This window comes from Mesobacillus jeotgali, from assembly GCF_014856545.2.
In the GTDB taxonomy this organism is placed as follows: domain Bacteria; phylum Bacillota; class Bacilli; order Bacillales; family Cytobacillaceae; genus Mesobacillus.
This window is the reverse complement of record NZ_CP109811.1, coordinates 1,224,976-1,243,197: the sequence shown is the minus strand read 5'-3', so window position 1 is coordinate 1,243,197 and position 18,222 is coordinate 1,224,976. Positions and strand designations below refer to the sequence as shown.

19 protein-coding genes are annotated in these 18,222 nt (G+C 45.9%); 2 read left to right on the top strand and 17 right to left on the bottom strand.

The genetic code is table 11. The features are described from left to right. Positions 1 to 50: 50 nt before the first annotated feature. From FOF60_RS06205 to FOF60_RS06155, 11 genes are all read right to left on the bottom strand, one after another. Entirely contained in the window at positions 51 to 386 is a 336-nt protein-coding gene (locus FOF60_RS06205; protein ID WP_192473085.1) for a hydrolase, read from the bottom strand. A gap of 516 nt (positions 387 to 902) precedes the next feature. Continuing rightward, positions 903 to 1,643: a 3-oxoacyl-ACP reductase FabG gene (fabG, locus tag FOF60_RS06200; RefSeq protein ID WP_192473087.1), complete on the bottom strand. Its 741-nt coding sequence runs from the start codon at positions 1,641 to 1,643 to the stop codon at positions 903 to 905. A 12-nt stretch (positions 1,644 to 1,655) separates the two neighbouring features. Beyond that, positions 1,656 to 2,558 (bottom strand): intracellular short-chain-length polyhydroxyalkanoate depolymerase, encoded by a 903-nt coding sequence (locus FOF60_RS06195; RefSeq protein ID WP_192473089.1) that lies wholly within the window; start codon positions 2,556 to 2,558, stop codon positions 1,656 to 1,658. Further along, positions 2,558 to 3,574 carry a 3-oxoacyl-ACP synthase gene (locus FOF60_RS06190; protein WP_192473091.1) on the bottom strand — a complete coding sequence of 339 codons (1,017 nt, stop codon included), beginning with the start codon at positions 3,572 to 3,574 and terminating at the stop codon, positions 2,558 to 2,560. Before FOF60_RS06190 ends, FOF60_RS06195 begins: the two co-directional genes overlap by 1 nt. Positions 3,575 to 3,599: 25 nt before the next feature. Next, positions 3,600 to 3,779 (bottom strand): hypothetical protein, encoded by a 180-nt coding sequence (locus FOF60_RS06185; protein WP_192473093.1) that lies wholly within the window; start codon positions 3,777 to 3,779, stop codon positions 3,600 to 3,602. After that, positions 3,779 to 4,789: a branched-chain amino acid ABC transporter permease gene (locus FOF60_RS06180; protein WP_413632812.1), complete on the bottom strand. Its 1,011-nt coding sequence runs from the start codon at positions 4,787 to 4,789 to the stop codon at positions 3,779 to 3,781. The genes FOF60_RS06185 and FOF60_RS06180 overlap by 1 nt, the downstream gene beginning before the upstream one ends. Before the next feature lie 7 nt (positions 4,790 to 4,796). Further along, on the bottom strand, positions 4,797 to 5,657 hold the full coding sequence (locus tag FOF60_RS06175; protein WP_192473094.1) for a branched-chain amino acid ABC transporter permease: 861 nt from the start codon (positions 5,655 to 5,657) through the stop codon (positions 4,797 to 4,799). A 17-nt stretch (positions 5,658 to 5,674) separates the two neighbouring features. After that, positions 5,675 to 6,382: an ABC transporter ATP-binding protein gene (locus tag FOF60_RS06170; RefSeq protein WP_192473096.1), complete on the bottom strand. Its 708-nt coding sequence runs from the start codon at positions 6,380 to 6,382 to the stop codon at positions 5,675 to 5,677. Continuing rightward, the gene (locus FOF60_RS06165) at positions 6,360 to 7,133 is read right to left on the bottom strand and encodes an ABC transporter ATP-binding protein (protein ID WP_192473098.1); all 774 of its coding nucleotides are present in this window, start codon (positions 7,131 to 7,133) and stop codon (positions 6,360 to 6,362) included. Before FOF60_RS06165 ends, FOF60_RS06170 begins: the two co-directional genes overlap by 23 nt. Positions 7,134 to 7,420: 287 nt before the next feature. After that, a complete protein-coding gene (locus FOF60_RS06160) occupies positions 7,421 to 7,627 on the bottom strand; it encodes a hypothetical protein (RefSeq protein WP_264647650.1) in 207 nt (68 codons plus the stop codon). Positions 7,628 to 7,681: 54 nt separating this feature from the next. Beyond that, on the bottom strand, positions 7,682 to 8,890 hold the full coding sequence (locus tag FOF60_RS06155; protein ID WP_413632889.1) for a substrate-binding domain-containing protein: 1,209 nt from the start codon (positions 8,888 to 8,890) through the stop codon (positions 7,682 to 7,684). Positions 8,891 to 9,103: 213 nt separating this feature from the next. On the opposite strand from FOF60_RS06155, the gene FOF60_RS06150 reads away from it, so the two are divergent. Beyond that, complete coding sequence (locus tag FOF60_RS06150) at positions 9,104 to 9,361, top strand: DUF3949 domain-containing protein (RefSeq protein WP_192473696.1); 258 nt, start codon at positions 9,104 to 9,106, stop codon at positions 9,359 to 9,361. 89 nt (positions 9,362 to 9,450) lie between these two features. Then, positions 9,451 to 9,768: a hypothetical protein gene (locus FOF60_RS06145; protein ID WP_192473697.1), complete on the top strand. Its 318-nt coding sequence runs from the start codon at positions 9,451 to 9,453 to the stop codon at positions 9,766 to 9,768. Between the two features lie 29 nt (positions 9,769 to 9,797). On the opposite strand, the gene FOF60_RS06140 is transcribed toward FOF60_RS06145, so the two are convergent. The 6 genes from FOF60_RS06140 to FOF60_RS06115 form a co-directional block, all read right to left on the bottom strand. Beyond that, the gene (locus tag FOF60_RS06140; protein WP_192473698.1) at positions 9,798 to 10,199 is read right to left on the bottom strand and encodes a VOC family protein; all 402 of its coding nucleotides are present in this window, start codon (positions 10,197 to 10,199) and stop codon (positions 9,798 to 9,800) included. A 19-nt stretch (positions 10,200 to 10,218) separates the two neighbouring features. Continuing rightward, positions 10,219 to 13,461, bottom strand: coding sequence for an AfsR/SARP family transcriptional regulator (locus FOF60_RS06135; protein ID WP_192473699.1), 3,243 nt, complete (start codon positions 13,459 to 13,461; stop codon positions 10,219 to 10,221). A gap of 103 nt (positions 13,462 to 13,564) precedes the next feature. Beyond that, positions 13,565 to 14,119 carry a signal peptidase I gene (lepB, locus tag FOF60_RS06130; RefSeq protein ID WP_192473700.1) on the bottom strand — a complete coding sequence of 185 codons (555 nt, stop codon included), beginning with the start codon at positions 14,117 to 14,119 and terminating at the stop codon, positions 13,565 to 13,567. A 27-nt stretch (positions 14,120 to 14,146) separates the two neighbouring features. Beyond that, positions 14,147 to 14,761, bottom strand: coding sequence for a TVP38/TMEM64 family protein (locus tag FOF60_RS06125; RefSeq protein ID WP_192473701.1), 615 nt, complete (start codon positions 14,759 to 14,761; stop codon positions 14,147 to 14,149). Between the two features lie 139 nt (positions 14,762 to 14,900). After that, the gene (locus tag FOF60_RS06120; protein ID WP_192473702.1) at positions 14,901 to 15,839 is read right to left on the bottom strand and encodes an LCP family protein; all 939 of its coding nucleotides are present in this window, start codon (positions 15,837 to 15,839) and stop codon (positions 14,901 to 14,903) included. Positions 15,840 to 16,079: 240 nt separating this feature from the next. After that, positions 16,080 to 18,062, bottom strand: coding sequence for a S9 family peptidase (locus FOF60_RS06115; RefSeq protein WP_225650506.1), 1,983 nt, complete (start codon positions 18,060 to 18,062; stop codon positions 16,080 to 16,082). Positions 18,063 to 18,222 lie beyond the last annotated feature (160 nt).

Below are 18,222 nucleotides of genomic sequence, written 5' to 3'. Positions count from 1 at the left end.
TGGTTACAATAACAAAAAAACACCACAGCATCTGCCATGGTGTCATAAGTTTATAGTCCTCTCAACTCATCCTCTGTAAATATCCCCATGCTTTTTACATGGGTCCTGGCTTCAGCATCCCCCAATTTGTAGACCATCGCATAAATTTCCTTCATCGCAAAGTCATATTCAGCATGTTCACGGTCCGGGTCCTTAAATGGATGCAGATGGGAATTTCCGTATGTTGCCCAATCTGCTTTATAGTTTATCTCCAGGTATTCGCGCAGATCCTTAATTTCTTCTCCTGTCGCGATCAACGTGAATAAATGGCCCTCCGGCTCTGCCGGCGTATCCAGCACCTCGCCGCTTTCTATATTAAAGTAGTATTTCTGCTTTGTTTCTTCCATGTACAGCACCTCATCCTTTTTTAATACCATTTACCACTTTTGGTGGGGAGTTAATCCCTAAAGTGATTATCGGGGGACTGAAAAAGGGTGATTAAGCAATGCGTATTTGGTTTTTTAGGGTGCATTTGGCTGAAAACCGCAGTGGGAACAGTTAGTTTTAATACCAGTTGGGGGGCTTTTTCACGGTTTGAAGATTTATTTAAACGGTTGTGCCGATTTTTTTAACGGTTAGCGAAGTTTTATAGACGGTTGGGCCGTATTTATAGACGGTTGGGATGGTTTTATTAACGGTTGCAGCATAGGAATCCCGGTTGATAGAGATTTATTCCCGGTTGGAGCAGTTTTATTTCCGGTTGGAAGAGATTTATTCCCGGTTGAAGCAGTTTTATTCCCGGTTGAAGAATTTACTCTCCAAATAGAAATCCCTTCTTCACACCAACCCAAAATAAAAAAGCGCAGCAAGTGCGCTTTTCATCGTAATCCAGCTCCAGCGCCTAGCCCTTGCGCTTTTTGTTTTTACATCATGATCCCGCCATCTACATGGAGGGTGGTGCCGTTCACATATTTGGACTCTTCTGAGGCGAGGAACAGATAGGCGTTGGCAATGTCCTCTGGCAAACCGAGCCTGCCAAGCGGAACGAGCATCTTCATTTGTTCAATCACTTTGTCCGGCACTGCGGCGGTCATTCCCGTTTCAATGAATCCAGGTGCGACGGCATTAACATTGATGCCTTTGCGGCCGAGTTCCTTTGCCCATGTTTTCGTCATCCCGACGACTCCCGCTTTGGTCGCTGCGTAGTTTGTCTGGCCTACATTGCCGTATATCCCGGAAACGGAAGATGTATTGATGATTCTTCCTGATCCTTGCTGGACCATCGCCGGCACAACTGCCTGTGCGCAATTGAATACGCCAGTCAGGTTGACATCAACGACTTTTTGAAAGTCCTCAGCCGCAAGCTTGTGAAGCATCCCATCCCTTGTGATGCCTGCATTATTTATTAAAATATCAATTTTACCAAAATGGCCAAGAACGTTTTGGACCAACGTTTCAACACTGGACCTGTCGGCGACGTTCACCTGAAAAAAAGCAGCGTCATATCCTTCTCCTGAAAGATCTGCTGCGCGCTGGGAACCAGTTGCTTCATCAAAGTCAGCCATGGCTACCCTTGCGCCTTCACGGGCAAAAGTCTTTGCTGCAGCAAGCCCGATTCCGTTCGCTGCACCTGTAATAATCGCTACTTTATCTTTCAATCTCATAAAAACACCTTCCTACTCTGCTAAGAATCCTTCGATATGCTGCAGTAGCTGATTCAGGTCATCTACTAATGGCGAGTGGCCGCAATCCTTCAATTCTACAAACCTTGCGCGGCCTGCAAAATCCTCGACGATTTCTTCGGTCATCCTCTCAGTAACAACAAGATCCCGGTCACCTCGGAGCACAAGCACAGGAATCTCGATTTCTTTCACCTGATCTGTTCCATCATTCAAGCCATTATTTACGGAACTAATATTAAACGTATTTAGAGAATGGTAGACTTCCGCCAAATTTCGCTGTGTCAGCATATCTTCAACATATTCGTCATAATGCCGTTCCTCCGGCTGACGATCGGTATAAATCAACATATTCCACATTGCCTTTAAAAACCCTCTATTCTGCTGGTCATAGGCCGTCTGGACGGCAATCGTTTTACCAGCATCCGCTTTAACATCTTCATAAGTAACCAGCCGGTTGTTAACATCCGGCAGACCCTCCGCACTCGTTCCGAAGAACGGATACCCTCTAGTAGATGCAGACGCGAGCAGCACAAGTTTCCCGCAATATCCCGGATAATCAGCGGCGAACTGCATGCCTACCGCTCCTCCCGTCGACCAGCCGACCAGTGCAAAATCTTTCAACCCAATTTCATCGACAAACATTTTTACATCATCAGAAAAATCCTTGATCGACATGATTGGCTTATGATAGCTGGACTCACCGAATCCCCGAAGGTCCACCGCAAAAATCTTATATTCAGGGTCAATTGCGTCAATCAGTAAGTCCCAATGCTTGGACGATGTCATGTTACCATGGATCAATAACACATTTTTGGTTCCGCCATCCCGCTCCCTATACGCGATTGTTTCCCCATTACGCAATTTAACCTTCTTCACCTCTACTGCCGTTTTTTCCATTACAGCACACCCTTTCCCCAAACAATAGTCGTTGCTCCCCAGGCATAGCCGATCCCGGCACTGACTAGAACGGCAACGTCTCCGTCCTTTAACTTTCCTGCCTTTTCTGCCAATTCCAGAGACAGGATCTGGTCAATCTGTCCGATGTGCCCATAGTCTTCGAGGTAGATGGAGTTTGTTTCCGATAAACCCAGCTTCCCCAATACATAATCATGTGCAGACCTCTTCATGTGAAGCATTCCGATGTAGGAAATGTCCTTTTCGGAAAATCCGCTTTTCTCCACGGACCGCCGGATGACCTTTAAAAAATTGGCCATCGACTTTTGCTCGAGCCGCTCCTTCATTCCCTTCGGATCGAGGACATCAAGCTGGTACTGGCCTCGCTCAAGAGTCTCCGCAGATATCGGATTTTTTGTTCCGCCGGCAACGACGACGACATCCTCTGAAAAAGATCCATCCGTAATCATTTCTGTTTCCAGCAGCACGTTCTTCCCATGGCCCTTTTGCAGGATAATCGCACCGCCGCCTGCCCCGAGATTGTACATGAACCTTGTTCTCGGATTCTGGTAATCTATGAAATCGCCATTGCGATAGCCGCCCGCAAGGAGAACGGTATTGATGGACGGATCAGAGAGCATCATCCCTTTTGCCAGCTTCAGGGCCATCACAGTTGTTCCGCATCTTAACGCGGTATCGAAGGCCCAGGCATTCCTCGCACCGATTTCCTCCTGCAGCTTGATACCTGCTGTCCATAATGGATACTCCTTGTATTCCTCACCGATATAGATAACAAGGTCGATGTCCAGCGGGTCCAGGGTCGCTTTTTCCAATGCCCTTTTCGCAGCCTTGATTCCCATCTCACATGTATGGTCTTCGGGACCGGGCACCGGCTTTTTCCTGATTCCCATTTTTTCTTCCACAACTTGTTCGGGAATTCCTGCCAACCTGGCAATTTCTGCTCCGGTGACATAGGTTTCGGGGAGATAGACTCCCGTACTGACAATGCCAATCTGCATCTTCATCCCCCCTCTAAAAACCTGTCTATGATTCACCAACAATTTCCTTAATAAACCTCATGGCCGACTCCAAGGAATCAAACACGGCTTCTTTTTCTTCCTGGACATGGGTTACCTTGACCCGCCAGTATTTTCTGCCGCTGTCCATTTCGATGTCCGTGAGCTGGAAGCGGAGGACGAATGAAGTGACTTGCTTTGTCTCCATCACGTATCTCCCTGGCTAATAGTCTCTGAGTCCACCGGAACCGCGGCTTTCTTTTTCTTCCTGAATTTCAGTTTCTGCAAGGAACCGACAATCCCCTGGGGAAAGAACATGACAGCAAGGATATAAATAATGCCGAAAAAGATGATCCATCTTTCGAATATCCAGTGTACCTTCGCCAGCTCTGTCAGCCAGTGATGGGAAAATTCGATGATTCCCGCGCCGATGATTGCCCCGACAAGCGTGCCGACTCCGCCAATGATCGTCATCAGCAAGGCATCAAGCGTGATATCCATTGTAAAAACACTCGTGTTAACAAATCTTAAGGAAACAGCATATAAAATTCCCGCAATTCCTGCGATAACTCCAGACACGACACTGGCAATGACTTTATATTGCAGAACGCTGTAACCGAGCGATTCTGTCCGCTGTTCATTTTCCCGAATCGCCTGAAGGACTCTTCCAAGCGGTGAGTTGGTGAACCTTTTTAACAAAATAAAGACAATGACCATCGAAGCAAGGCAAATCAGGTAAAAGTCCGTCCGGTCCTTCAGGAAGTCCGGAACCCTGAACGTGAAGCCATCATTCCCATATGTGACAGTCCGCCATTTTTCAGCTAGCACTAAAAACAATCCGGCGAACGCCATCGTCAGCATCGCGTAAAAATGGCTTTTCAGCCGCAGTGTCAGCAGCCCGACGAAATAACTGACCACAGCAGTCAGCAAAATCGTGACCAGGACAGCGAGCAGAAAGTAGCTTGTTTCCGGTTCAAACCTTTTCATAAAAACACCAACTGTATACGCACCGATTCCAAAGAACATTGCATGGCCGAACGAGACGATGCCGGTGTATCCGAGCAGGATGTCATAGCTCATCGCCAATACGGCAAAAATAAACACCTGGGAGAGAAGGATGAGCATGCTTCTTGAATCGTAGACAAATGGGAGCACTGCCAGGAAGCCAGCGACAAGCAAATAGAAGATGTTCAAGCGATTAGAAAACATTTTTGTCATTGTCTCATCACCCCTTTGCCCCGAATAAGCCCTGCGGCCTGAAGATCAGCACAACTGCCATCAGCAACATGTTCGCAGCAAGTGCGAGGTCTGGAACATAATAGGCCATGAATGAACCTGACAGGCCAACTAAAATTGCCGCCATTACCGAGCCTGAAAAGCTGCCCATTCCGCCGATGACCACTACGATGAATGCAAGGATCGCAAACTCCATGCCCATATCTGCATAAATCACGCCAGAATATGGCCCTAAAAGCATTCCGCCAAGAGCAGCCATGCCGGCCCCAATCATGAACACGAACATGAAAACTCTCTGGATGTTGACGCCCAGTGATTGAACCATTTCCTTGTTCATCACACCTGCACGAACGACAAGGCCGATTTTTGTCTTTTTTAACAGATATTGAACGGCAAGGAATACCGCAAATCCTACAGCAATGATGAATACGCGGTATTTGATGATGATGATTCCGCCAAACTCCCAGCTGCCAGAAAGGTAATCAGGGGTTACTGCTGAAATCTGGTTAGGCCCCCAAACCACTTTTAACATTTCGGATAAGACAAGCATTAAACCAAGCGTAATCAATATTTGCTGCACATGGTTGCCATAAACAGGTTTAATGATCCAGCGCTCGGTTATAATCCCCAGAATCATGCCGGTAAGGACCGCACCGATGATCCCGGCAAAAAAGCTTCCTGTTGATGAATATATCCAAATGCCGCTGTATGCACCCCAGGCAAACAATCCGCCATGGGCAAAATTAAGCACATCCATCAAGCCAAAAATCAAAGTAAGGCCGGCTGCCAGGAGAAAGATCAGCATTCCTGTGGCAAGGCCATTAAGGCTTAAGTTAATCAAAACATCCACTCTTGCTTCCCCCTTTCCTACGCAATGCCGAGATATTTCCGTCTCATTTCTTCGTCCTCACGAAGGAGATTCATCGAGCCGTTTGAAACTGTCCTTCCATCATCGATAATGTAAAAGCTGTCGCCAATACTGCTGGCCATCATGAAATTTTGTTCAACAAGGATGATTGTTGTCTTATCCTTCATTTGCTGGATGGACTCCATTACTTTCTCAACGATGATCGGAGCAAGGCCTTTGCTAGGTTCATCGATCAAGAGCAGTTCATTCTCATTGACATAGGCTCTTGCGATCGAAAGCATCTGCTTCTGACCGCCGCTCAAAAGCCCGCCCGGTTTTTTCCAGAATTTTTTCAAGTCAGGAAAAAGCTCCAGAATCCAGTCCAACCGCTGCCGGGTTTCATCATTCTCTTTTTTTACCGCCACTTTGATATTCTCTTCGACTGTAAGGCCGGCAAAAATTCCCTGGTCTTCGGGCACATATCCAATTCCCTTATTTGCAATCGTAAAAGTCGGCAGACTCTTGATTTCTTCTCCTTTAAATTGAACCGAACCTTTAGCAGCCGGATTCAATCCCATGATCGTTCGCAGTGTCGTTGTTTTCCCGGCTCCATTCCTTCCCAGCAGTACCGTAACCTCCCCTTTCGGCACTACAAATGAGATACCTTGAAGGATGTGATACTGGCCGATGAATGTCTCAACCTGGTCAAGCTTCAGCAGCGTGTTCACTATGCAAACCTCCCAAATATGCAGACTGTACCGTTTCATTTTTCATGATTTCCTCAGGCGTTCCATCGGCGAGCAGAGCACCATTGAACAAAACCATGATCGAATCCGAAAGGTCCATGATCATATCCATCTTGTGTTCAATCAAAACAATCGTCCGGTCTCCGCGCTCCTTGATCTTCCTGATTACCTCCAGGATTGCCGGAACCTCTTCCAGTGACATGCCTGCTGTCGGTTCATCCAGCAGCAGCACCTCGGTATTCAAAGCCAGCAGCATCGCAATCTCCAGCTTCCTTTTCTCTCCGTGTGCAAGATTCCTCGCAAGCGCATCCTTCTTGCCATCAAGCAAGACAAGCTTGAGCCACTCTTCTGCCTGCTCTTCGAACTTTTTAAAAGAACGGAAATGCCTCAGCATCTGAAAGCGGACTCCTTCATGGGACTGGACTGCAAGACGGACATTCTCCATCACCGTCAAATTTGGGAAGACATTGGTGATCTGGAAGGACCGCCCGATTCCGGCCCTTGTCCTTTTGGTCGGGGAAAGCTTTGTGATGTCATTGCCTTTATACATGACCTGTCCGTTCGTCGGCATGAGCTGCCCGCTTAACAGGTTAAAGAATGTCGTTTTTCCGGCACCGTTCGGACCGATAATGGATTTGAAATGATTGTGCGACACAGAGATGCTGACAGAATCTACCGCAGTATGGCCGCCAAATTTAATGCTAAGGTCTTTCGTCTCGATAATTGCCGTCATGTACTTCACCACCCTTGATTGAATTGCGCTTCGATTCAGTAAAAGCATAATGAACTCCGGCTGGATTACCGAAGTTCATTATGATATTTGGAAAATAAGAAAGTATAAAATCACTTCGGGAACTGTCCAGCTCCAGCGCCTAGCCAGTTTTCATCCCTGTGAGTGCTTCCTTGAGTATCTTGCGAGAAGCGTTAGCTTTGAGCAGCTCGAGTCGCTTGTCTAGCTGCGGCTCCTAACTCCTCGAGACGTTTCGGTCCTGCCAATGAAGTCAAAGAGCGACTTCACTGTCAGGCCCTCCAACGCATGTCGGAGTTGGGCAGTCGCCTTCGCTTTTCGATTTGTCTAGTGTCGCCTCCTAGAAACTCCGAAACTTCAACTCCGCCGGCAGAAGCTAAAAGCGCTTCTTTGTCGGAGTCTCCAGTTTCTGCGTTTCTGGACAGTCGGCTATACTTTTCGATTTCGGTCCTGCCAATGAAGTCAAAGAACGACTTCACCGTCAGGCCCTCCAGCGCTTGTCGGGGCTGACCAAGGCGCTTCCGCTTTTCTTGTTAATTCCTTATCGGCGGAGCTGTTTCTTCAGGAGAGAGCTCACGAATCAGGACTGGGACTGGATAGTCGACTCCATCCTTTTTTTCCAATTTGATAGCGTATAATGCCTGGAGTGCCTGATGGTCTTCTTCCCGGAAGGTCATTTTGCCTTTTGGAGAATCAAAGCTCATTCCCTCCATGGTTTCGATTAATTTCTTGGAATCCGTGTCACCCTCAGTTTTCTTCAATGCTTCGACAATCGCCATCGCGGCTGTCATGCCTCCTGGTGTAAATAGATCTGGCAGCTCACCGTTGAAGCGTTTTTTATGTTCGTCAACAAGCCACTTATTGATGTCATTTTGCGGAAGGTCATGATAATAGACTGTGAAGCCTTCCATGCCGACAAGAGGTTCCATCGTTGCCAGCGCTGCGATATCAGGAGCACCCGTTGAGATTTTGATTCCTTTTTCCTGTACCTTCATATCTGAAATCTGGTTCCATGGTGAATTCGCACCGGCCCAGACGACAAATAAGTAATCCGGTTTCTGGTCGATGATTTTCTGGATGTTGGAAGTAAAGTCAGTTGCAGCTGGATCTGCATATTCTTCATGGATGATTTCTGCACCAAGTTTTTCTGCTGCTTCCTTGAACGCTGCGACGCCATCGCGGCCAAACGAATAATCCGGAGCCAGAGTCGCGATCTTTACACCATCCTTGGCAATGGCAGCGGCACCCGCAACAGCATCCTGGGAAGAGTTACGCGCCGTGCGGAAAATATATTCATTGAATTCAGAGCCAGTAATGCTGTCAGCTACAGCCGGCTCGACGATCATGATTTTTTCATATTCCTCAGCCAATGGCAGGACTGCAAGCGTGTCACCCGAGCTTGAAGACCCGACCAGGAAGTCTACTTCATCTTCTTCAAGCAGCTTCGTCGCTTTCTGGACTGCTACCTCAGGTTTGGTTTCCGTATCTTCAACGATGAATTCGATTTTTCGGCCCGCTACTTCATTCGTTCCGTCAGTTGCGTATTCTAGCCCTAGCTCGAACCCGCGTAGTGTCTGCTTCCCATATGCTTCAAGTCCGCCTGTTTGCGAAGCCAGCACACCAATCTTAATTGTTTCCGTGTTCTTCGGTTCATCTTTTCCTTCTTTTCCTTCCGTACCGCCTGACTTCTCTGTCCCCGATCCACTGCAGGCACTTGTAAACAACAGGACCAAAATGAGCATAAAAGATATAACAAAATTCCGCTGACCAGCTTTCATTTCCTTTCCCCCTTTAAAAATGGTTTACCAAAGCCACAAGCTTTGACATCATCTTAAAAAATGCCAGTTACAAATGAGTTACATTGAAATGGTTGAAGTTTTAAAATACCGTTTAAAGCGAAACCAAAAAGCCGCTCTTTCCGTAGAGATAGATACACCAAAAGGGGGACAACTTCGATGGGTTCCGTATTTTTAATTATTATTATCCTTTTCATAGTGCCATGGATCATCACCACCATCATCATGACGCCGTTCCAGTACAGATACATTAAAAAAATGGAAGAGGTAAAGATAGAACGAAACTTAACACAGGGAAGAATGTATGAGGAAATGCCTGTCCATGAAGAAATCCTTCATATGAACCTGCAATCGAATCTTTTGTTCATTCCGGCAAATATCATTGCAGGGATGATTTATAAGTACCGGCATAGGTAAAATGGACTTCTCTCAAATAAAATAGTATCCCCTCCTATTTTTATGGCAATAACTTTACTAAATTGCCTAAAAACATGGAGGGGATTTCTATGAAGGGAATCTATTTGATCAATGAAAAGATTCATATAAATGGATACGTCCACGATGAAAGTGCTGCAATTCAGCAAGCTGCCCTGCTTGATTTAATGAATAAAGAAGGTGTAGCTCCTGTAAAATTAAATCCTTATCAATTAAACGAGCATTATACGATTCCGCACGCATTGCTCTATGATTTAAAACTTCATAAAAAGCAAATCGATTGCCTGCTGATGTACTCCAATGAGTCTATCGGGGATTTCGCATTGACCTATCCTGCAAGGTGGCTGATCCTAAAAAGTTATTTTGATCGCATTTTAACTGTGGCTTAATTCTTTAAAAAGAATGCGGCAGGTCCACTTCAAAAGCCGTCTGTCCCGCCAAATGCAATGCAGTAGCCATCAGGGTCTTTGATGGCAAACTCCTTCCACGGGCCATTATTTTCATCAACCCATGGCTCAATGGCCATTTGCGCCCCCTTTTCCTTGAATTCATGGTATAACTCATCAAGCGAATTCCAGTCTTCAACATAACAATATAGGTCGAACCCTTGTCTTTCACCTGTTGCCGGCGGATTTGGCCTCACATCTTTCGTAACGCCTGCTTGCAGCAATTTTATTGCCAGTCCTGAAAATCCATCACGGATTGCCCACCAGTCTGTCACCTCACAGCCTAATACATCACTGTAAAACTTCTTTGATTTTTCCAGGTCTGATACCAATAAAACTTTTAATGAACTGTGAATCTGTCTTTTGGTCTCCATTCCATTTCCTCCAGTAAGTCTATTGATTATGTCCTTCAATGATCATCTCATACATATGCTTAGTTGGTTCCAGCGGAGTCACTCCCAGTTCCTCCTCCAGCACTTCACTGCATTTTTTATACCATCGCATTGCCTGCGGGCGATTGTTCTTCCGATAATAACAAAACATCAGCAATCGGTAGGCTTCCTCCCATGTCCTGTCCCTATGGAGGATTTTTTGGCACCAATGAATGGCAGAGTCATAGTTTTCACGCCTTACATTAAGCTGAGCGAGCTTTTCCGCACTTCGCAAAAAGTAAACAAGCAGCCGTTCACGCTCATTGAGGCACCAGTCCTCATACCTTCTTTCAGGAAGATAATCCCCGTTATATAAATTCAAGGCACGTTCTAATTCCTCCATAGATTTTTCGGTGTTCTTTTCTTCAAGCCCGGCTTCTGCCCATTCTTCAAAAATACGGGAATCCAGTTCAATTGCTGCCTGAGGGTTAATTCCGTAGCCTGTTCCCTCCCTGATAATGAAAAACGGGGTGGATCTCGCCTTGCGGGCAGGCTCCAGTACATTATTCAAGGCATTCAGAGCAACTTTAAAATCTCTGTCTGCACTCTTTTCCTCATGGACTGGCCATAGAATCTGGAAAATGTCCTCCTTCATCAGGAACTGGCTTCTCTTCGTCAAGAATAGCTGGAAAAGCTCTTTCGCTTTCCCCCTCTGCCAATCCCTGTCCTCCACTTCCCGGTCTCCAAGCCAGAGCCTGAATTGACCAAGCGTTTGGACTCTTAGTGTGTAGCCAGGATGGGCACTTAAGCGCGAAATTTTCAAATCCTCTAGCAGCTTCTCTGCATATCCGGGCATGATCGAGTGTTTTACGGCTTGAATGAGCATCGGTGCGAAAACTTGTAAATCCCGAGGACCAAAAGTCGTCCGCTTTTTCAGGAAAAATTCATATCCTCCTGTCTTCATCCATTTTAAAAAGCTTGAAAATGCTGTTCTGAACTCCTGCTCGTCATTTAATGAGAAATAATAATAGGACTTCCAAAACGCAAGCAGCATCCTGCCATATTCATCGCCACACTGACTGATCAGTCCCTCTGCTTTGAGAAGGTTCTCGGATGCCTCCTTGTGCCTGTCATTGTAGATGGACGCAATGGCCAGACATAAGGTAATGAGGGCTGACAGCCAAACATCCTTCACCTGTTCTGTTTCGAGCAGTGCCTTCCTTCCAGCCTCGGCTGCCCTTTCATATTCACGCCTTGATCCATAGAGAATGCACAGGCCCATCAGCGGTTCGGCCTTCCCTCTTTCGATGCTTAGACGCCCCATGATATCAAGTGCCGTTTCATAGCATTTTTCTGCCAGAGCCAGATCATATTGTTCAATCAGCTGGACTGCATGGCCCATCCGAATCCATCCACAAGCCTCCACAAACGGAGCCTGGATATCAATCCCATACTGTATCCCTGATTGAGACAATGTCTTTGCCTGCACGCCATTGCCCGTAAAAGCCTCAATCAATGCCAGCAGCAAATCCGTTTCCCTATGCGATTGCGGTAAATGCTGCTTTTCATCCAGATGGCCATTTTTCTTAGCATAACTTAAAATCCTTCTCGTTTCTTCAAATCGGCCGGTCCTCAAGTATAGCCGGGCTTCCAGGTTTCCATCCTCAATATGGACACCCATCGACCTTGCTCGTTCTATCCATTTTTCCGCCTTCAAAGCCTGCCCGGAATTGATCAGGTTTTCAGCAAGAAGGCGATAGAGCCTCCCCGTTTCCTCCGCGGCAGCATCAAGCATCGCCGCTTCCCGAAGCTCAATAGCCTGAGCTAAAATGCGTTCAGCCTTAAGCGGCTGGATTGTATCAAGATAGATTTTCGCTTTGCCTTCAAGTGCCTTGCTTTTCCATTCCGCATTTCCCATTGTGTCAGCTGTCTGGATTGCCTGTTCATAACACGCTTCTGCTTGCTTGTACAATGAGCGGTAACGGTACACTTCGCCTTCAAGAAATAAAAGTGAACAATAGCGGCTTTTATCTTCCAGCGGGATTCTTGCCAGCCGCTCCTGCAGATTCTCGAGCTTGCCCATTTCGAGAAGCTCCATCCCCTGTTCATCCATAATCGCTGCAGCTGCCTGATATTGGCCAATTTTCTCATAGCAGTATAATGCCTCTTCCCACTGCCCTTTTTTTTCAAAATAATAGGCACTGTTCATCATTAAAACTTTGTACTGTTCAGGCTGGCTTGTGATCAGTCTGTTCTCGAGGAACTCGCGGAAAAGTGCATGATACCTGAACTGGCTCTCGCCAATCTCTTGAATGAACAGGTTTTTCACAGTCAGCTGCTGCAGCATCTGGATGGAACCGTTCATACCGAGGATATGGTCACATACATCTGTGCTTATTTCTTCAAAGATGCTTGTCTGTTCAAGAAACTGCTGGATCATTGGGGGCTGTTTCGAAAACACTTCATAAACCAAGTATTGAAAAAGATCCTCAAGCGACTTAGCAGGCTCTGCCAGGAGCTGGTCAAGGCTATGAAGATGCGGCAGCTGCTGAGCGATCATTCCAATAGCGATGACCCAGCCTTCTGTAATGTGATACAGCTGGTCAACCTGTTCGTCACTAATAGTCATCTGATAATGATCCGAAAGGAGCAGCTCAATTTCTTCTTTGCCGAAAATCAAATCTGCCTTCGAAATTTCATTTAATCCATTTTTCGCCCTCATCTTAGCAAGTACTTTCCAGCCTGGCTTTGTCCTGGTGGATATCACAAGATGGAGGTGGCCCGGCATATGCTCCAGCAGTTTTTCCATCCAGACATTGATATGATAGGAATGTTCGATCGCGTGGAAATCATCAAGGATGATAATAATCTGATCTGGTATTTGAAGAATCTCATTGATGAAAAGTGAAGAGAGCATTCCTAGTTCCTCTTCCCTAATATAACGGTCCATTTTTTTCATATATGGTATTAACTCGTGGCCAAAATCCGGGAACAAGGTTTGAATCGAGGCTGTCAAATAGGAAAGAAACGGAAGAATATCATCATCGGAAGAAGTAATTGTATACCAGCAGCATGACTGTTTCTGATCTTTGACATGCAATGCCAGAGCCGTGCTCTTGCCATAACCTGCGCCTGCCTGGATGATGGTCAGCGGCTTTTCGGAAACCGCTTTCATTTTCCTCGATAATTTTGCCCGCCTTATCCATTGTTCCTGTAAGCCAGGAACAATCAATTTTGTTTTGATCAATGGCAATGTTCCCTGCATATAATCTCCGCCCTGTTATCATGATAATGTTTCCAGTCTAACATGGACGAAATAAAAAAAGACTCGAAAATTGACGAGTCCTTCCACTTCTCTATATGTATTGTCAGAACGATACATCCATTTCTTCGAGCGGCCAATATCTAAGATTAACCTTGCCAACGACCTGATCTTCCGAAATGAAGCCTATCTGCCTGCTGTCCCAGCTTCCAAGGCGGTTATCTCCGAGTACAAACAACTTTCCTTCAGGCACTCTTTCAACCCCGGTCAAGTCCTCAATGGTAAAATCGCCCGTAAAGTAGCCTCCAGGGGATTGTTCGCGGTACTGCTTCAAAAAAGGCTCATTCACTTTTTTGCCATTGATGAATAACATATCCTCCCGATATTCTACTTTTTCTCCTGGCAGGCCGATGACCCGCTTCACATAATCTTCTTCCTCATTCGCATGGAATACGATCACGTCAAACCTTTCAAGATCTTCCGTCTCATATCCCAGCTTATTGACAACGACTTTATTCCCGTCCTCCAGAGTCGGAAGCATGGATTCCCCTTCAACTACATAATTGGAAAAAAAGAAAATCCTGATAAAGACAAATATGATCATTCCGAGAGCAAAAGCCTTAATCCATTCAAGACCTTCCCTTTTCATGATTTGTAACATCGACTACTTTCACCACCTGTTATCCTATCAGTCATTATCGTCTTTTCCAACACTCATATTCATCTTTACTTCAATTCTTTTGCCGATATACCAAAGAATGGCGATTACAGCCAGAACGATGGCAGTTCGCGCAGGATTGGTAATCAATGAACGAATATCATATCCTACGAAACTGATTGTAAATATCATCACCATTTTCCCAGTTATCACTGCAAGCATATACTGGGCCATACTGATTTTCGAAAGCCCTGCAACAATATTGACGAGTGCAGATGGAGTGAAAGGGAAGCACAGCATCAGGAAGATCGGGCCAAAACCATGGCGTTCTATCCAATTCATCCCCTTCTGGACTTTAGGATGGCGCTGCAAGAACCTAAGTATTCTTCCCTGGCCGTACCTGCGAAAAATCAAGAAAACGAGCAAAGCTCCGAGAACGGCGCCAGTCCAGGAAAAGAGAAACCCAAGCCACAACCCAAATGCGTTCGCATTCGCCATGACAAATAAGAACAATGGCAGGAACGGCAAAAACGCCTCAAGCAAGGGCAGAAGAATGCCGGGGATCGGCCCAAAAGAGCGGTATTGATTGAGCAAATCCATAATGTTTTCTATTGTAAACCATTCTTTCATCAGTTCTACATCCATTGAAATCTCCTTGTCCAAACAACTCGGCAATCAGAAACCTGAAATCTTAATAGGCTTCTGACTACCTTATCCTTTTACCTCTTAAAAATAATTGTACACCTCTAATTTTTAATTGGGGAATTTTTAACAACGGCCTATTCTATTTAGTTAGAAAGTCCTGGAGCGCGGTCCTGTTCTCTTCAAAGTCTATTACCAAAACTGCTCCTGCACCGCTCACCCTCTGATTTTCGAATGAACCTTCTACAGGTATCCTCATTGTTTCGATATTCCGATTGTCTTTTGAAATCAGCCCTTTTCCCATAAATATGATATCACCTGTATCCATATTGGTATTGACAAACGGTGTCAGGACTCCTACCAATTTAGGGAGTTTCGGCAATGTCTGGATGCTGGCGAACTGCTTTCCGACTTCCTTAATGACATTTTGCTGGCGTTCAACACGGCCAAAGTCACCGACTGCATCCTGGCGGAATCGGACATAGCCAAGCAAATGCTTCCCATCCAGTCTCTGGACACCTGGTTCCAGTGTGACACCAATTCCCTCGGACATTCTCTTTTCAACATTGACTTCAACACCTTCAGGGAATGCTTCATCAACCAGACGGACAAACCCTTCAAAATCAACGATTGAATAATACTGAAGGCTGACATCAAAGTTCTCTTTTATTGTCTGCCGTAATAATTCCGGCCCGCCGAGCGCAAAGGCAGAGTTGATTTTATTGTTTCCGTGTCCCGGGATCTCCACATACGTATCTCTCATGATTGAGGTCAATTTATAAGACTCTGTATCTGGATTATAGCTGGCGATCATAATTGTATCTGAGCGCGAAGTTTCCTTCCCTCTTGCATCACTGCCAATCAGCAGGATATTCGTCAAGCCATTGCGGTCGCTCTCGCCATTGAAATGGTACTCCTGCTTGCTTTCTTCCGCTGCCTTTTCTGAATCATTCACGCCGGAACGGTACTGCATATAGGAATATAGCGCTGCAGCTCCGACCAGAAGGAATAACAGCAGAAAAATGCCTGACCACCTGACTTTCTTTTTTCTTTTCTTGTGTTGGTGCCTATCAGATCTCATTCGAAAAACCCTTCCGATTTATAGGTATTGTTTTAACTGGACTTTTATTAAGTCCTTTTTGTTAACTTGTTGCTTTTGCAATGTTTTGATTCGCATCCGGACTGGTGGATTAGCAACATTGTTTCTAAAGCAACTTTATTACTATTTTCCTTCTTTACCTATAACCTTAAACTTATCTGGAGAATTTTTCAAAAATTAACCCGCGGCATAGGGCATGCCGCGGGTAATAATTCGTTCATTTTACAGATGGCTATTGAACCAATCAACAATGGACGCCAGCCTGCTCAGGCGCAGATTAGGCTTTCCGCTTCTTGAAAGCTCATGGTTGGATTCAGGGAAGCGGATGAACTTTGTTTCCTTCCCTTGTCTTTTCAAGGCGATGAAAAGCTGCTCTGCCTGTTCAATTGGACAGCGATAGTCCTTTTCACTATGAAGAATCAATAATGGTGTATTGATTTTATCCACATAGGCGATAGGTGAATGTTTCCACAATGTTTCCAAATCGCTGAGATCAGCCTGAATCTGCCACTCTGTAAAATAGTAGCCGATGTCACTGACGCCATAAAAGCTGATCCAGTTTGAAATCGAACGCTGAGTAACTGCTGCCTTGAATCTGTCCGTATGCCCGACAATCCAGTTTGTCATGAATCCGCCATAGCTCCCGCCTGTCACGCCCAATCGATCTTTGTCAATGAAATCGTAGTTTTCCAGCGCGTAATCAATAGCATCCATCACATCCTGGTAGTCTCCGCCGCCATAATCACCGCGTACAGCATTGACGAATTGCTGCCCGTAACCATGGCTGCCGCGTGGATTGATATAGAGAACTCCGTAGCCCTCAGCCGCCAGGACCTGAAATTCATTGAAGTATGAGTTCGCATACATAGCGTGCGGTCCTCCGTGTACTTCAAGAATCAGCGGATATTTCTTTCCTTCTTCATACCCGGCCGGCTTCATGATCCAGCCATGCAGAGGGGTGCCGTCACTTGCTTCGAAAGTAATTGGCTCTGGCTTCGATAAAGTGACAGACTCCAGGACCTTTTCATTGATGGACGTCAGTTTTTTCATTTCCCCAGTGGTTACTTCAAGCTCGAACAATTCTCCCGGCTGCACCGGAGTGCTGATGGCTGCAATGATTCTCTGGTTTTTACGGTCAAGAGTGTACCCATAAACATGCTGCTGGTCAAGAAGTGCCGGATATACTTCGCCATCAAGATTCGCAAAATATAACACGGTGTTTCCCTGGTCGCTGGCAAGGAAGTAAAAGCTAGTGCCATCTTCGCCCCAGATCAACCCCGGGCTATGCGCTCCCTGGTGGAAGTCCGCAGCAACTGCGTCCCCCACAAGGATATCCATGTTTTCTGTGACGCATTGGAGGCTTCCAGTCTCCAAATTCTGTACCCAAAGCTGAGTTAACGTTGCGTTCTCAAACTCTCGCTCATGCCCCGTGTAGCCAAGATACTTTCCGTCAGGAGAGAAGACAGCATTCCCGAAATAACCCGTGCCGTTTGTCAGTTTCGTTTTCTTACCTGTCTCAATGTCCATCAGCCATAGATCACTTTTAAAAGAGAAATCACGTTCAGGTGACTCATCTGCCGACAATACAAGGCTTTTACCATCAGGAGACCAGCATTGCACGTGATAGTCCACTTCACCTTTTGCCACAAGCTCCGCTTTGCCATCTGCAAGATTGACGATGACTGTCTGCTTGTATCTTCCGTCCCAGAAACCAGCTGCATCTGATTTATATTTCATTTCCTCAGCTACGAACGGTTCCAGCTTCTTGTCGTCTTTCTTATCTTCTGCTTTTTCGAGCAAATCCTCATCAGGCTTCAAGGATACGGAACAGGCGATTCTCTCTCCATCCGGAGACCAGACTGGTCCATTCGCACCATTCTTGAAATCAGTTGCCTGCTTTGCCTCCCCGCCTGCAGAATCCAGTACGAATATCTGGTTCTTGCCGCTGCGGTTAGATACGAAAGCCAGCTTCGTTCCGTCCGGTGACCACCTTGGGGAATGGTTGCGGTTTTCACCGTAAGTCCATTGCTTCGGCTCTCCGCCTTCTTCAATGTCAATTATGTATAAATTAGAGACATAATCATTTTTACTCTCCAGCATCTCTGTCTGTACAAACACACACTTCTTTCCATCAGGTGAAAACTGAGGGTCAGTAACGGACTTTAATTCAAATAAATCCTCTGCTTTGATAAATCTTTTTTCCATCTCGGTAGCCATCCTTCCAAAGTTAAAATTATTCACTTTATATTTCGATAACAGAAATAAATCTCCTGCTTTTACTTTAATCTTTTCTGAAAGGCCCACAAATTAGGCTGTTGATTTTCGTTCCAGGCGCTTCGCTTTCCACTACAATCAACAGGAGTAA

Excerpts from the sequence above, each read along its gene's own strand:
- FOF60_RS06205 (WP_192473085.1), bottom strand. The coding sequence starts at position 386 with ATGGAAGAAACAAAGCAGAAATACTACTTTAATATAGAAAGCGGCGAG.
- fabG (WP_192473087.1), bottom strand. The coding sequence starts at position 1,643 with ATGAGATTGAAAGATAAAGTAGCGATTATTACAGGTGCAGCGAACGGA.
- FOF60_RS06195 (WP_192473089.1), bottom strand. The coding sequence starts at position 2,558 with ATGGAAAAAACGGCAGTAGAGGTGAAGAAGGTTAAATTGCGTAATGGG.
- FOF60_RS06190 (WP_192473091.1), bottom strand. The coding sequence starts at position 3,574 with ATGCAGATTGGCATTGTCAGTACGGGAGTCTATCTCCCCGAAACCTAT.
- FOF60_RS06185 (WP_192473093.1), bottom strand. The coding sequence starts at position 3,779 with ATGGAGACAAAGCAAGTCACTTCATTCGTCCTCCGCTTCCAGCTCACG.
- FOF60_RS06180 (WP_413632812.1), bottom strand. The coding sequence starts at position 4,789 with ATGACAAAAATGTTTTCTAATCGCTTGAACATCTTCTATTTGCTTGTC.
- FOF60_RS06165 (WP_192473098.1), bottom strand. The coding sequence starts at position 7,133 with ATGACGGCAATTATCGAGACGAAAGACCTTAGCATTAAATTTGGCGGC.
- FOF60_RS06155 (WP_413632889.1), bottom strand. The coding sequence starts at position 8,890 with ATGCTCATTTTGGTCCTGTTGTTTACAAGTGCCTGCAGTGGATCGGGG.
- FOF60_RS06150 (WP_192473696.1), top strand. The coding sequence starts at position 9,104 with ATGGGTTCCGTATTTTTAATTATTATTATCCTTTTCATAGTGCCATGG.
- FOF60_RS06145 (WP_192473697.1), top strand. The coding sequence starts at position 9,451 with ATGAAGGGAATCTATTTGATCAATGAAAAGATTCATATAAATGGATAC.
- FOF60_RS06140 (WP_192473698.1), bottom strand. The coding sequence starts at position 10,199 with ATGGAGACCAAAAGACAGATTCACAGTTCATTAAAAGTTTTATTGGTA.
- FOF60_RS06135 (WP_192473699.1), bottom strand. The coding sequence starts at position 13,461 with ATGCAGGGAACATTGCCATTGATCAAAACAAAATTGATTGTTCCTGGC.
- lepB (WP_192473700.1), bottom strand. The coding sequence starts at position 14,119 with ATGTTACAAATCATGAAAAGGGAAGGTCTTGAATGGATTAAGGCTTTT.
- FOF60_RS06125 (WP_192473701.1), bottom strand. The coding sequence starts at position 14,761 with ATGGATGTAGAACTGATGAAAGAATGGTTTACAATAGAAAACATTATG.
- FOF60_RS06120 (WP_192473702.1), bottom strand. The coding sequence starts at position 15,839 with ATGAGATCTGATAGGCACCAACACAAGAAAAGAAAAAAGAAAGTCAGG.
- FOF60_RS06115 (WP_225650506.1), bottom strand. The coding sequence starts at position 18,062 with ATGGAAAAAAGATTTATCAAAGCAGAGGATTTATTTGAATTAAAGTCC.